Annotated in this window: 12 protein-coding genes; 1 reads left to right on the top strand and 11 read right to left on the bottom strand. The window is 64.5% G+C overall.

Annotated elements, in window-relative coordinates; all coding sequences use genetic code 11:
* Nucleotides 1-41: 41 nt before the first annotated feature.
* The 10 genes from QQK25_RS15780 to QQK25_RS15735 form a co-directional block, all read right to left on the bottom strand.
* Nucleotides 42-3,182, bottom strand: a complete 3,141-nt coding sequence (locus QQK25_RS15780) for a methyl-accepting chemotaxis protein (RefSeq protein WP_284188794.1) — start codon at nt 3,180-3,182, stop codon at nt 42-44.
* 42 nt (nt 3,183-3,224) lie between these two features.
* Nucleotides 3,225-3,728 (bottom strand): chemotaxis protein CheW, encoded by a 504-nt coding sequence (locus QQK25_RS15775; RefSeq protein ID WP_153159903.1) that lies wholly within the window; start codon nt 3,726-3,728, stop codon nt 3,225-3,227.
* Nucleotides 3,729-3,856: 128 nt separating this feature from the next.
* Nucleotides 3,857-6,124, bottom strand: a complete 2,268-nt coding sequence (locus QQK25_RS15770; RefSeq protein WP_284188793.1) for a chemotaxis protein CheW — start codon at nt 6,122-6,124, stop codon at nt 3,857-3,859.
* 35 nt (nt 6,125-6,159) lie between these two features.
* A complete protein-coding gene (locus QQK25_RS15765; RefSeq protein WP_284188792.1) occupies nt 6,160-6,525 on the bottom strand; it encodes a response regulator in 366 nt (121 codons plus the stop codon).
* 23 nt (nt 6,526-6,548) lie between these two features.
* The gene (locus tag QQK25_RS24330) at nt 6,549-7,241 is read right to left on the bottom strand and encodes a methyl-accepting chemotaxis protein (RefSeq protein WP_438696474.1); all 693 of its coding nucleotides are present in this window, start codon (nt 7,239-7,241) and stop codon (nt 6,549-6,551) included.
* Nucleotides 7,242-7,804: 563 nt separating this feature from the next.
* Nucleotides 7,805-8,815, bottom strand: a complete 1,011-nt coding sequence (gene motB / locus QQK25_RS15755; protein WP_284188790.1) for a flagellar motor protein MotB — start codon at nt 8,813-8,815, stop codon at nt 7,805-7,807.
* Nucleotides 8,816-8,876: 61 nt separating this feature from the next.
* Nucleotides 8,877-9,728, bottom strand: a complete 852-nt coding sequence (gene motA / locus QQK25_RS15750) for a flagellar motor stator protein MotA (RefSeq protein WP_284188789.1) — start codon at nt 9,726-9,728, stop codon at nt 8,877-8,879.
* Nucleotides 9,729-9,915: 187 nt separating this feature from the next.
* Nucleotides 9,916-10,458 carry a flagellar transcriptional regulator FlhC gene (gene flhC / locus QQK25_RS15745; protein ID WP_284188788.1) on the bottom strand — a complete coding sequence of 181 codons (543 nt, stop codon included), beginning with the start codon at nt 10,456-10,458 and terminating at the stop codon, nt 9,916-9,918.
* Nucleotides 10,459-10,485: 27 nt separating this feature from the next.
* Nucleotides 10,486-10,803 (bottom strand): flagellar transcriptional regulator FlhD, encoded by a 318-nt coding sequence (gene flhD, locus QQK25_RS15740; RefSeq protein WP_284188787.1) that lies wholly within the window; start codon nt 10,801-10,803, stop codon nt 10,486-10,488.
* 217 nt (nt 10,804-11,020) lie between these two features.
* Entirely contained in the window at nt 11,021-13,060 is a 2,040-nt protein-coding gene (locus tag QQK25_RS15735) for a diguanylate cyclase (protein WP_284188786.1), read from the bottom strand.
* A 149-nt stretch (nt 13,061-13,209) separates the two neighbouring features.
* Here QQK25_RS15735 and QQK25_RS15730 point away from each other — a divergent pair, with 149 nt between their 5' ends.
* Nucleotides 13,210-13,785: an NUDIX hydrolase gene (locus tag QQK25_RS15730; RefSeq protein ID WP_284188785.1), complete on the top strand. Its 576-nt coding sequence runs from the start codon at nt 13,210-13,212 to the stop codon at nt 13,783-13,785.
* A gap of 9 nt (nt 13,786-13,794) precedes the next feature.
* Here the strand turns inward: QQK25_RS15730 and QQK25_RS15725 are convergent, their stop codons facing one another.
* Nucleotides 13,795-14,241, bottom strand: a complete 447-nt coding sequence (locus tag QQK25_RS15725) for an energy transducer TonB (RefSeq protein ID WP_284188784.1) — start codon at nt 14,239-14,241, stop codon at nt 13,795-13,797.
* Nucleotides 14,242-14,629: the final 388 nt, after the last annotated feature.

Raw genomic sequence — 14,629 nt, 5'->3', positions numbered from 1 at the left:
CAGACCGACCCTATGTGTCAGACCTCAAACGGATTTGCCGCTCAGAACTCTTCCCACTCGCTTTCCGCCAGATTGGCGGCCTGCTGCCGGACTTTCGGCAGAGGTGTTCCAACCCGCCCCCCCTTGGCGCTGCGCAGCGGCAGGGCGGCAACCTGGGCCGTGACCGGCTTCGGCGCGACCGGCACGGGCGCCTGCTGGCCATGCAAGGCCTTCATCCGGCGGATCTCCTGGATGGTCTCGTCGGAGAGCACCGAGAAGTCATTCAGCAGCAGGCGCTTGGCACCCGCCTCGTCACCGGCCAGCTGGGCGCGGACGACGTCACCCGCACAGCGGTGGAAATCGGCATGGGATTTGGTGAGGCGGGCGAAGCCGGACTCCCTGGCGTAGCGCTGACCTTCACCGTGGATCCAGCAGCCCAGCACGCACTTGTCGTCCCGGGAGACGACGGCCGGGTCGAGGTTCTCCCCGCTCCCGGAGATGAAATCCCGCAGTTTCTGCTTCCAACCCATGTGGGCCTGGATCACGCCGTCGAAGTCGAGGGCAGTGGGCGCACGCTCCTGGGCCGCGTTGCCCTTGAGCTGGAAATGGGCCACCGAGCGAACCAGGGACATGGACTGCTCCTGCAGGCTCTCGGCAGCGGCGGCGGCCTCTTCCACCAGCGCGGCGTTCTGCTGGGTCACTTCATCCATCTGGCCGACGGCCTGGGTCACCTGCTCGATGCCGCCGCTCTGCTCCTGGCTGGCGTCGGCGATCTCGGTGACCAGGGCGGACAGGCGCTGGAAGTTGGTGACGACGTCTTCCATTGTCTGGCCGGCTTCGTTCACCAGCCTCGCGCCGTCCTCCACCTTGTCCACGCTGTCGGCGATCAGCGCCTTGATCTCGCGGGCGGCCTGGGCGCTGCGCTGGGCGAGGCTGCGCACTTCGCTCGCCACCACCGCGAAGCCGCGGCCCTGCTCCCCGGCGCGGGCGGCCTCGACGGCCGCGTTGAGCGCCAGAATGTTGGTCTGGAAGGCGATCGAGTCGATCACGCCGATGATGTCGGCGATCTTCTTCGCGCTGTCCTGGATCGAGCCCATGGTCTCGACCACACGATTGACCATCGCCCCGCCCTGCTCCGCCACCTCGTTGCTGGAGCTGGCAAGGTTGCGGGCCTGGCGGGCGTTCTCGGCGTTCTGCTTGACGGTGGCGTTGAGCTGCTCCATCGAGCTGGCGGTCTCTTCCAGGCTGCTGGCCTGCTCTTCGGTGCGCGCCGACAGGTCGGCGTTGCCGGCGGCGATTTCCTGGGCCGCGGTGTTGATGGATTCGGAGGCGTCCTTGATCTGACCGACCACCTCGCGCAGGCGCTCGACCGTGGTGTTGGTGTCGTCCTTCAGCTGGCCAAAGGTGCCGCCATAGTCGGCGGTGATCTTCTCGGTCAGGTCGCCCCGGGCAATGGCATTGAGCACCCGGGCGATGTCGTCGAGATTAGTCGCCACGATGCCCATCAGGTTGTTCATGCCGTCGGCGAGTGTCGCGAAGAAACCGGTCTTGCCCTCAAGCGACAGCCGGCGTGCGAAGTTGCCCGCAACCGCAGCCGCCATCAGGTCAGCCATTTCCTCTTCGATACGCACTTCACTGGTCCGGTCGCCCCATTCGACCACCGATCCAAGGCGCTCACCCTGAGCATTGAACACCGGGTTGGCAATGAGGCTGAAGGTCCGGCCGCCGATCTTCACCTGGGCGCGATGCTCGCCGGTGAGGCGGCCAAGGATGTTGCGCTGGTGAGCCGGATTCTTGTGGAAGACATCGAAGTTGCGCCCCACAAGCCCTTCGACGCTGAATGCCGGCAGCTCCTTGCGGATGTCCGTTTCGGCCTGACGCAGCATGCCCAGGACGGCGTCGTTGCAATAGACGATCTGGCCATCGTTGTCGGCCAGCATGATGTTGGTGGACGCCTTGTCGAGGGCGTTGCGCACCCGCAGGTTGGCGGCAGCCACTTCGTGGTCGGCGGCGATCTTGGCCTTCAGGCTGGTCTGCATCCCGTTGAGTGCGCCGGCGATCTCGCCGAAGGCGTCGCTCGAACGCACCACCAGCGACTCATCCAGCTTGCCCGCACTCATCCGGCCAAGGCCGGACTGAATCTCGTTGATGGAGGTGAGCATCGTGCGGCGGAAGCCGAGGAAGAGATAACCCGCCACCGCCAGACAGACGACGATCACCGCGATGACCAGCATGCGCAGCTGCTCGAGGCGCGTCAGGCGCTCCACCAAGCGACGGTCGAACTCCTTGGCCGCAATATCGAACAGGGCGTAGGCGCTATCGACCGCCTTTGTGCCGGTATCGAAGACCCGGTTCGGTGCGATGGTGATCTCGGCGGACTTGAGCAGGTTGCCATTCACCAGTTCGGTGAAGCCCTGCATCTCGGCAGCCAGCGCCTTGCCCGGCCCGGCCAGAAGCGCCTGCAGGTCAGCCTCCTTGCTGCCGGCCTTCTGCACCGCGGCGTCCACGCCACTGCGCGCATCGGCGATACGCTGCATCAGCACCCCCAGATCAACCCGCTCGCTCTCCACGATCTTCTGGCGTGCTGCGATACCGGTGCCGATCGCCCGCGTGGCCCCTGCATCCTCCGCGAGCCCGGGCAGGCGCGCGGTAAACATGTCCATCAGGTAGTAGGTTTCCAGCTCCGGATCGAGCGTCGCGTTGGTCGCATCGGCCACCCGCGTGATGTAGTCGCGCACCCGGGTGATGTATTCGGTATGCAGGCGGAAGCTCTCCGGTCCGGAAACGGTCACGGCGCGCGCCTTCACATCGGCCCAATCCTTGACCAGCCCGCGCCAGGTGGCGTCGGTGGCAAGTTCAGTAGCGTGCTGCTCGGTGCCCGCCGCATCCCCCACCTTGAGGGCCGCATCAACCTTGGCTTCGAGTTCAGTCAACCGACCGGCCTGAGCGGCGTTGCCACCGATGACTGCCTGGGAGACACCCCGGTGCGCCTGTGCCGCCTGAAGCAGCTGGCGCGCCGGCATCACCAGCGGCACGGTCCGGGTCTCGAGGCGGGTGAACGCCACCTCACCCTGAATGCGGTCGAGCAGCAGGTAGGCCAGCACGATCACCGGCACCATGCCGATGATCCCCAGCAGGGCCAGCTTGCCCTGCACGGACAGCCGGTTCATCACGCCAATGGCCGGCGAAAGGATTCCACTCATGACAGTCACTCTCAGCTTTTGTTGGGGTTGGCGGAGGCAGGCCTACTGCGCCACTTCGTCAACCAGCGCCATCTCGCTGGAGAGCATCAGGCGCTCGATGTCGACGACGATCAGCATCCGCTCGCCCAGCGCCCCCAGGCCCATGATGTAGGCGGTGTCGACCGACGAGGCAAAATCCGGCGCCGGGCGGATCTGCTCGGGCTGGAGCGCGATGACGTCCGACACGGCATCCACCACCATCCCGACCACGCGGCCGCCGATGTTGAGGATGATCACGACAGTGAAGGGGGTGTATTCGACGACGCCGACCGCGAACTTGATGCGCAGATCGACGATCGGCACGATGGTGCCGCGTAGGTTGATCACCCCCTTGATGAAGGCGGGGGCGTTGGCGATCGAGGTGACGGCGTCGTAGCCGCGGATCTCCTGGACCTTCAGGATATCGATCGCGTACTCCTCGGCGCCCAGCGTGAAGGTCAGCAGCTCCTGGGCGAAGCCGGATCCTTCCGACTCCAGGGCGGCAGCGGTTTGAGTTGCCTGCAACATGGGATGCTCCTCGTTGGCGATAGAGGCTTTTACGGCAGCCCCCCATGTTTCTGAAGGCATCTCGAGGCAGTCGCCCAGCATGAAAAAGGCCGCCCGGAGGCGGCCTTCGAAACACGCGACGGACAGCCTCAGGCGGCCGCCGGCAACACCCGCCGGGCCATGCCGACGAGCATCGGCACGTCGAGGATCAGCGCCACGCGGCCATCGCCCATGATGGTCGCGCCGGCCACCCCCGGCACCCGCCGGTAGTTGGCCTCCAGGCTCTTGATGACCACCTGGTGCTGGCCGACCAGCTGATCGATGAACAGGGCCGCGCTCTGTCCGTCGGCCTCTAGCACCACCATGATGCCCTTCGACCAGTCGGTGATCGCGCCCTGGATGCGGAACACGTCGTGCAGGCAGATCACCGGGAGATATTCGCCACGCACCTGGATCAGCCGCTCGACGCCGGAGACGCTCTTCATCATGCCGCGCTCGGGCTGCATCGACTCCATCACGTAGCCCAGCGGGATGATGTAGGTCTCGGGGCCGACGCCGACGCTCATGCCGTCAAGGATCGCCAGGGTGAGCGGCAGGCGCACGGTGATGCGGGTGCCGACGCCGGGCATCGAATCGAGCTCGATCCGGCCGCCCATCGCCGAGATGTTCTTCTTCACCACGTCCATGCCCACGCCACGGCCGGACACTTCGGTGACCTGCTCGGCGGTCGAGAAGCCCGGCTCCATGATGAGCTGCCAGACTTCCTGGTCGCTCATCGCGTCGCTCACCGCCATGCCGCGTTCCTTGGCCTTGGCGAGGATGCGGGCGCGGTTGAGGCCGGCGCCGTCGTCACCCACCTCGATGACGATGTTGCCGCTCTGGTGGTAGGCCGACAGGGTGATTGTGCCGGTCTCCGGCTTGCCGGCGGCGCGCCGCTTCTCGGGGGTCTCGAGACCGTGGTCGAGGCTGTTGCGGACCAGGTGGGTGAGCGGATCGGTGATGCGCTCGACGAGGCTCTTGTCCATCTCGGTGGTCTCGCCGATCGTCTTCAGCTCGACCTGCTTGCCGAGCTTCTGGGACAGATCGCGCACCACCCGCGGGAAGCGGCTGAACACCACCGAGATCGGCATCATCCGGATCGACATCACGGATTCCTGCAGGTCGCGGGTGTTGCGCTCCAACTGGGCCAGGCCGTTGATGAGGCGCTCGAAGATCACCGGATCGACGTTGCTGGCCGCCTGGGTGAGCATCGCCTGGGTGATGACCAGCTCGCCCACGAGGTTGATCATCTGGTCGACCTTCTCGACGCTGACGCGGATCGAACCGCTGTCGCCGCCACCGGCCGAACGTACGGCCGGCTTCCTGGCGGGCGTCGCCGCCGGGGCCGGTGCCTCGACGACCGCAGCGGGTTCGGGCGCAGCCGCCACGACCGCCGGAGCGGCCTGGGGCAGGGGATCGAAGAAACCGTAAGCCGTCTCGGCCGGCGCAGCGGCAGGCTCGAGATCGGTGAACAGCCCATAGGGCTCGGGTTCGGCCGGGGCGTCGGACTGGGCGGGAAGATCGGTGAAGAAGCCGTAGGCTTCACCACCATCGACCGAAAACACCACCGGCACGGACCCTGACGAGCCATCGGGTTCGGGCTGTGGGTCAAAGAAACCGTAGGCCTCATCGGCCGGCTGGATCATGTCGTGGAAAAAGCCGTAGGCCTCATGTCCATCGGCGTCCTGCTGGCCGAAGGGCTCGATGCGCACGGTCTCGCCGTCGGCGACAAAGTCGATGATCCCGCGGAGCACGTCGGCGCCGACCTCGGTGGTGATCCGCAGGTGACATTCCGGATTGTCGGCGGTCGGCGTGGCGAGCGTCTCAACCACGCCGAAGCTGCCCAGCTCCTCGATGAGATTGCCCAGGCGCTCCTCGGGCGATGCGCCAAGCAGCGAGAAATACAGATCGAAGCCGGTGACGCACACCGGCACGCCGGCCGCAATGGGCTCGGGCGCCGGGATCGACGATACGGTGACGGGCGCGTCGAGGGCGTTGCACAAGGCCTGCAGGCGATGGCAGATGGCCTCTGCTGCCTCCCGGTCGGCCTCGTCCTCGCCCTTGTGGGCGGCAAGCAGGTTCTTGAGCACATCCCCCGCCACGAGCGAGGCATCCACCATGTCGTCGGTGAGCGGGGCTTCGCCCTTGCGAACCCGGTCGAGCATGGTCTCGAGGATGTGGGTGACCTCCATCATGTCCTGGAAGCCGAAGGTTCCGCTCGACCCTTTGATCGAGTGGGCCGCGCGGAACAGCGCGTTGACCTCCTCCTCGTCGGGCGCGGCCGGGTCGATCGCCAGCAGCAACGCCTCCATACTCGCCAGGTGCTCGGCGGCTTCCTCGAAAAACACCTGGTAGAACTGGCTCATGTCTATGGCCATGCCTGTCTCCCTGACGCGCGAATGCCAGCCTCGGCTTAGCCGATCACCTTCTTGACCACCTCGATGAGCTTCTGCGGGTCGAAGGGCTTGACCAGCCAGCCGGTCGCACCGGCAGCGCGGCCCTGGGACTTCATGGCGTCGGACGATTCGGTGGTCAGCATCAGGATCGGCACCGTGCGGTACTGGGGCATCGACCGCAGTGACTTGATGAGAGACAGACCATCCATGCGCGGCATGTTCTGGTCGGTGAGGACCAGGTTGCACGCCCGGGACTTGGCCTTGTCGAGGCCATCCATGCCGTCGACGGCCTCGACGACCTCATAGCCGGCGCTTTTCAGGGTGAAGGACACCATCTGCCGGATGGAGGCAGAATCATCAACGGTGAGTACGGTCTTGGCCATTGTCATTTCCTAAGGTTCTGAAACTAAAACAAGTCGATTTCGCCATGCGAGACATCCTGCTGGCTCACCGGGTTGCCCCCGACGCGCTGATCGAGCGTCGCCAGTGACGTCTGGATTGCCGCGGCAGCATTGCGCAGCGGACCGAAATCACCCGCCGAAACGGCGTGCTGGATGCCATCGGTCAGGGCGTCGAACTCGGTCATCAACTGCCCAAGCCCTTCCACCCGCCGATCCACATGCCCGATGAGCTGGGACACCAGATCCTGAAACTGCAGCGCGGTCACCGCCCGATTGACCTCCACGTCCATCTCGCGGGCCTGCTCGCCCAGCCGGACGATGGCCTTGCCGCGCTGCTGGTTGATCTGCTCGATCGACGCAAGCACCTGCTCCACCTGCTGCTTCGATTCGAGGGCGAAGTTCATGTCGGTGGAAGCAAGACGCTCGATCGCGTCCTCGGCGCCCTCCACGCCTTCGCGCATCGACTTCATGACGATGCTGATCTGCTGGCTGAACTGGGCGGTACGGGTGGACAGCTCGCGCACCTCGTCAGCCACCACCGCAAAGCCACGGCCCGCCTCGCCGGCCCGGGCCGCCTCGATGGCTGCGTTGAGGGCCAGCAGGTTGGTCTGCTTGGAGATGCTGCTGATCTCGCCGAGGATGCTTTCCACGTCATTGGCCCGCTGGGAGATGCGGTCGGTCATCTCGACCAGCTCCATGCCCAGCTTGCTGTTGAGGATCACGCTATCCACGACGCGCTGCATCACCGCCGAGGTGTTGGCCACGAACAGATCGAAGCGCGAACCGGCATCGCCATCCTCGTCATCCTGCGCGAGGCCGACGGCCACGTTCTGCTGAGCCTGGGTCGCCGCAAGCAGGCCATGAAAGCTCCCCATCAGGGTGCCGATGGCGGTGGAGAGCATCTCCTGCACCCGATCCACTTCGCCCTTGATGGCCAGATGCTGGCCACGGAAGGCCTGAGTCGATTCCCGCAGCACGCCTTCGATGGCAACCAGCTCGTCGACCGGAAGGCTGGTTGCGCGCCCCTGGGCTTCCGTCGTCGCAGGTTCGGCAGACACCAGCAGCATCAGCACAACCCACCCGAGCACGAGCAGGCCGGCCCCCGTCAGGGTCGCCACAGCCCCAGCCTGGAAGTAGGTGGTGACACCCACTGTCACGCCCGACCACAGAAGGCCGACGAGTATCGCGGTGGTACGAGAGGGTTTCATTTTCCTATTGGCACGAATCAGAAGCAGTCGCGGTCATATCGTCACGAGCACGCTTATTCTTTAGGGCGGCCGGGTAGCCGGATGGCCTGCCCGGCACCAAGGCCGGCGCGGATATCCCCGACGTCGACACCGGTTTCGCTATTCACTTCGAGCTTCTTGTTGCCGCCGCGCAGCGCGGCCTCGGCCTGCTTGTTGAGCACGACGATGCTGATCCGTCGGTTGATCGGGCCGCCCGGGTTGGCAGGATCGAGCGGCAACGTGTCGGCCAGCCCGACCACCCGGACCATCTTGCCTTCTGCCAGCCCGCCGGCCACCAGCTCCCGTCGCGACGCGTTGGCGCGGTTGGCGGAGAGCTCCCAGTTCGAGAACCCCCGCTCGCCGCCCGCGTAGCGCGTCGAGTCGGTATGCCCCGACAGGCTCACGTTGTTATCCACCCCGTTGAGCGTCGCGCCGATCGAGCGCAGCAGCTCCTGGGTGTACGGCTTGAGCGATGCACTGGACGAATCGAACATCGGCCGGTTCTGCTCGTCCACGATCTGGATGCGCAGGCCCTCGGTGGTGATGTCCAGCAGCAGCTGGTTCTTGAACGGCCGCAGGCTTGGGCTCGCCTCGATGATCGCCTCGATCTGCCCCTTCAGGTCTTCGAGCTTGGCGCGCTCCTTGCGCTCCTCGGCCTTCTTGACGGCCTCGGCGTCGTCGTCGCCCACCGGCTTGCTCGCACCCTTGGCCGCCTCGATGTTCATCGAACGCCGGCCGTCCACGTCACCGCGCTTCACCTGGCCCACCGAGCGGGTCAGATCCTGACCGCCGCCAGCGATCGGGCTGGTTGCATCACCCGCACCCGAGCCGCCGCTCATCGCCACCTTGAGGGGCGAGTTGAAGAAATCCGCAATCCCCTGCAGGTCGCCCTGGGCCGTCGAGCCGAGCAGCCACATCAGCAGGAAGAAGGCCATCATCGCGGTCACGAAGTCGGCGTAGGCGATTTTCCACGCGCCACCGTGGGCACCGCCGCCGCCCTTCTTGATCTTCTTGACGACGATTGGCTGTTGGGTATCGTCACTCATGACATCGATCCGGCAGGCGAGGGAATCCGCGACGCATCACGCCGCATCACCGGGACGCGCATCACTTCTTGCTCTTGATCGCTTCTTCGAGCTCGGCAAAGCTCGGCCTGTCGGTCGAGAACAACACCTTGCGCCCGAACTCCACCGCCACCTGGGGCGCGTAGCCGTTCATGCTCGCCAGCAGCACCGCCTTCATGCACTGGTAGATCTTTCCGCCCTCCTCGACCTTCTGCTCCAGCTGGCCAGCCACCGGCGCCACGAAGCCATAGGAGATGAGAATACCGAGGAAGGTCCCCACCAGCGCGCCGCCGATCATCTTGCCGAGCACCGCCGGCGGCTGGCCCACCGAGCCCATCACGTTCACCACGCCCATCACCGCCACGACGATACCGAAGGCCGGCACCGCGTCACCCACCTTGGAGACCACATGGGCCGGGGTGTGGGCTTCGTGATGGTGGGTTTCCATCTCGATGTCCATCAGGTTTTCGATCTCGAAGGCGTTGAGGTTGCCGCCGACCATCATCCGCAGGTAGTCGCACAGGAAATCCACCGCATGGTGGTCTGCCGTGAAGGCCGGATACTTGGAGAGGATCGGGCTGCCTTCGGGGTTCTCGATGTCGCCTTCAATGGACATCAGGCCTTCCTTGCGCACCTTGGCCAGGATCTCGTAGAGCATGCACAGCACGTCGGTGTAGAAGGCCTTGTTGTAGGGCGAGCCCTTGAAGATCGTAGGCAGCGCGGCGATGGTGCCCTTGATCGCCTTCGGCCCGTTTCCCGCGACGAAGCCGCCGATGGTCAGGCCGACGATCGCGATGTATTCGGTCGGAACCCACAGGGCCGCCAGACTGCCGTGCACGGCGTAAGTGCCGAGGGACGCCGCCAGGATGATGACGTAGCCGATGATCAGAAACATCGCCGAAACCTCATTGGGTTGGCAGGCTGGGGGCGCCTGCCGGATCCGTTATTCTTCACCGGCGATATCGGCCCTGCCTGAAGAAACTTGAGCACCTGACGCAAGCCTGTCGTCACCCGAAAGCGGACAAAAAAATGCCGCCTGATCGAAACCGGCGGCATAACCTCATCGTCAATCGAGAGGGAGGTCAGGGTATGGCAACTTCGTTCGCCTGGGCCCGCCGGGTCTTGCCGGCGCGGGACGGCACGTGGCACAGGCCGCAGACGTAATCGTGGGTCGGGTCGAAACCGTGGGAGACAAAATGTCCGCCGCAGCAGGTACAACGGGCCAGTTGCAGCAGCTTGGCGTCAAAGAAACGGATCAGCGTCCAGGCCCGGGTGAGCGACAGCACCTGCTCCATCTCGAAGGATTCGATGTGCTCGTTGTACAGCCGGTAAGCCTGGATGATGGCGTCCAACCCTTCTAGATGCGCGTTGGTCTGGACGAAACGGTACAGCGCCATGAACAGCGAGGCATGGATGTTCGGCTGCCACGACATGAACCAGTCCGTCGAAAACGGCAGCATGCCCTTCGGGGGCGAGACGCCCTTTACTTCCTTGTAGAGCTTGAGCAGACGTTCCCGGCTCAGGGCGGTCTCGGCTTCAAGCATCTGCATGCGCGCACCCAGACGGATCAACTCGACCGCCTTCTGGATGTCCTGCGCTTCCTGCAGCACGCTCTTGTTTCGCACGATGGTCTCCCTCAGCCGCGGGCCGGATCAGGCCAGATGGGCGACAGGCCGCCCGGCAGCAAGGATCGCCGCGTGCAGATGCGCCGCACCGCGCTCACGGCCATGGGACGACAGCAGATCGACCAGCATGGTGTCGTTGAAGCGGAACTGACAGAGCAGCATGTTCGAATTGGCCATCCGCAGCACCTGGGCGGAACTCAACCCTTCCAGCACTTCAGCCACTTCTTCGCCGATTCCCAGGCGGTAGATGGCGGCAGCGCGGTCGTCGCGCAGCATCTGCTGAGCAAGCATCAGGTAGGCCAGATTCAGCTCCCGAATCTCGTCATGCATCGTGTTTGTGTTCATCTTTATCTCCTCGACAGACCTGTCGTTATCTGCGGCAAATTCTGCCGTTCACCGGCAACTCTCGCCATGCGAGGGCTTCGGAAAATCACGTAGGAGCAAACACGTAAACGCAAGTAAGAAAATGGCCTACGCATACGCCCAAACTGGGCAGTTGCGTAGGCCATTCTGACCTGCGTACAAGGCGCGCGACGGCTTTCACCATCGGCGCCAGACGATCCTAGCGGGGCGGGATCAGCGGCCCCGGGCGCAGGGACTGGGCGGTCATGATGCGGTTGCGCCCCTTGTTCTTGGCCAGGTAGAGCGCCTGGTCCGCACGCTTCACCAGCGCATCCGGGTCCGTCATCACCGTGTCGCGGGTCGCCACGCCGATGCTCACCGACATCGTGAGGGGCTGGCCGGAAACCGTGAGCGGCGCGCTCTCGACGGCAAAGCGCACCCGCTCGGCACAGGCCAGCGCCGCATCAAGGCCAGTGTCCGGACAGATCACCAGAAACTCGTCACCGCCCGTGCGCGCCACGATGTCCTGGGCCCGCAGCGCGCCCTTGATTGATGTTGCAACCTGCCGCAGCACCGCATCCCCCACATCGTGGCCGTGGGAATCGTTGTAGGTCTTGAACTGATCCACGTCGATGACCATTCCCGACAGCGGGCGGCGGGTGCGCGACGACACCGACCACTCCTGCTGCATCCGCTCGATGGCGTAGCGGCGGTTGGGGAAGCCGGTCAGCGAATCGGTCAGCGCCACCTCCTGCAGGCGCCGGTTGGATACGGCCAGCTCGGCCGCAAAGCGGCGAATCTCCTCCCGGTCGCGGTCGAGCTCCTGTTGCAGGCGGATCACCCGCTGGCCCGCACGCAGCCGAGCCGCGAGCACACGCGGGTTGATCGGCTTGTTCATGAAGTCATCGACGCCGTTCTCGAAGGCCTCGATCAGCCTGTCGTCGTCGTCGAGGCTGGTCATGATCAGCATGTAGATGCTGCGGCCAATCTTCGTCTGGCGTAGCGCCCGAGTGAGTTCGAGCCCGCTCATCTCGGGCATGATCCAGTCGACGATCATCAGCTGGGGCTGAAACTCCAGCGCCATCTCCATGCCGACGCGTCCGTCCGACGCCTCGAGCACCTGATGCCCGACGGTCTCGAGCACCTTGCGGACCAGCGCACGCATCGACGCGTCGTCGTCGACGATCAGCACGCGCATGGCCTGGGACATGCCCACCGGCAGTGTGAGCGGGTTTGCGCCACCCGGCATCGGCGCGCGCTCGACCGGCAGTTCATGGGATTCGCCCGGCAGATGCTGGACGCGAGCCTTGGCCTCCGTCGCGAGCGTCGCGGCGATCGCCTCGCCACGGCTAGCCAGTTCGCTGAACGGGGGGATCTCCAGGGTATCGAGCTCAAGCAGCGCGCCCCAGGCCTGCCACTCGCGGACCACCCCGTCGCACAGTTCGTTGATCGCCACCGGATCGAAGGCCAGCCGCCCACCGATCTCAAACAGGCGACTCATCAGGTTGGGCCGCTCGGCCTCCTCGGCCAGAAACACCTCGGCGATGAAGGATGCCAGATGCAGCGAATGGGCGATCACGAACTCCCGCGAGCCATCGGCGTAGCCCGACTCCTCGGGGGCTTCGGAAAAGAAGGCCGGCTCGTGGAAGATCCGCGGCAAGCCCCAGTCGGCCAGCATTGCCGAAGTCAGCTCCCGGTGGTTGAGCGCAAAAGCCCGCTGCTCCAGGGCCACCAGCGGGAGATCCCGATACTCGAGGGTCTGCTTCAGGACCTTCCCGTAATCCTGTGGGTAGAGCGTCGCCAACGCGAGTTCGCCGATCCGCGCCAGCAAGCCGAGACAGAACGTCTCCTCCGCCGCCGCAACACGGGTGCGCTGGGTGATGGCCTGCATTGCCAGCGCATGGACTAGACAGCTCGTCCAGTAGCGCCCGTAGTCAAAGCCCTTGCAGTTGCCGTCGCGGTAGCTCGACAGCAGCGAGAAGCCCAGCGCCAGGGTGCGGACGGCCGGCAGACCGAGCACCATCAACGCCTCCTGAACCGACGCAATCGCCCTGCGGTTGTAGCCCGTCAGCCCGTTGGCCGCCTTGATCAGCCTGCCGACGAAAGCCGGGTCGGTCTTGATGACCCGGGCGAGATCGCCCATCGAGCTCCCCTCCTGCTGAATCAGGCGGATGATGGCCAGCGCCACCCCCTTGGGCGACGGGAGATCTCCCGAGGCCTTCAGTTGCTCGAACTTCGTAACGTCGATTGACACAACCATGTAAGTTCCAATTGTTGCCGCAGTCTGGGACTGCACTACTCCATTTTATCGGTCCTGCCCACTTACTCTTGAATCGTCACCAGGCTCACCGCAGCATGGGCGACACCTTGAATTAGAATGGCGGGACTGTCCACGCGTATCCTTCGGCCATGAACTTCTGCTCTCACTGTGGCGCCCCAGTCAGCCTCAAAGTTCCCCCCGGCGACAATCTTCCCCGGCACGTCTGCGACCAGTGCGGAACAATCCACTACCAGAACCCCAAGGTCGTCGTCGGCGCAATCGCCACGTGGGAGGACAAGATCCTGATGTGCAAGCGGGCAATCGAACCCCGCTATGGCAAGTGGACACTACCGGCCGGCTTCATGGAAAACAACGAAACCACGGGTGAAGCCGCGCTGCGCGAGACCCTCGAAGAAGCCGGCGCCCGAGTCGCCCTGGGGCCGATGTTCACCTTCGTGGATATCCCTCACATCAGCCAGATCCACATCATCTACCGCGCCGAACTCCTTCACCTTGATTTCCAGCCAGGAGAAGAATCGCTTGAGGCCGTTCTGATGACTGAAGCCGAAATCCCCTGGAGTGACATCGCGTTCCGATCGGTCGATTACACACTCCGGAGTTTCTTCGACGATCGCCGACGCGATCGGTTCGAACTCCACACGACCAGCCTCACGCTACCCATGACGGGGCTCGTCAGCCCGACGACAACCGACAAGAAGTTCTGATGAGCCCCATCACGACTCATCCTTTGAGAAGACTACAGGCAGCCGGACAAACGCATCAGAGACGCCATCCCCCACGGGCGCTGGCACCTCCCGGATAGCCCTGCCCAGCAGCACCAGCGCTCTTCGATCGAGCGTCTCGACCCCGCTGGACGTCACCAGATGCACCTGTGGCCCACCGCCAGCCAGGCGGACATCCACCACGGCCGTGCCTGCCACGCCCAGGACTTCTGCCTCCAGCGACTGCATACGGACGGCTGCCGCAGCAAGCGCGATACGGTACCGGGACAGCGACACTCTCTTCGCATCTTCAGGCTCACGCCTAACCGCTGAAACCACGAGTTCCGGGGACTCTGGCGGCGTGCTCGGCTTTAGCCTGTGTGGCAACACCTGCTGCGCTTCCTGTGGATCGCTCTCTCGTGACAGCGTTCCGGCACGCCCTTTCACAGCCTTGCCCACCGCCGACGAACGCGGTGGATTATCAGGAGTTGGCCGCTGTGGCGCAGTCGTTGTTTCGACTAGGGTTCTTTCAACTCCAGCGGCAGGCACATCCGGCAAGCGCTGCGGGGATTCGGACGAAGGCTGAAGTTGAGCAATACGCACGGAAAACACCGGGGACAGAGGCGCTCGAACATCTCGATTCGGCGATGGCCAGAAGAGCGCCATATGCAAGAGAACGGATAGCGAGACAAGTACCGACCAATAGCGCCATCGCATTCGAGCGTCCTTTCTCATTCAGACCCAGCCATTCTTCTGTTGATTTCGTTGTATTCCAAAGCGTAACACCCCCTGAGGCGAATAGCCTGAGGGGGTGTTGAATGGATAGTCTGACGATGACCTACTTTCA

It is taken from the genome of Zoogloea oryzae, assembly GCF_030161255.1.
In the GTDB taxonomy this organism is placed as follows: Bacteria; Pseudomonadota; Gammaproteobacteria; order Burkholderiales; family Rhodocyclaceae; genus Zoogloea; species Zoogloea oryzae.
The sequence above is the reverse complement of the archived record's forward strand: the minus strand, read 5'-3'. Positions and strand labels throughout refer to the sequence as shown.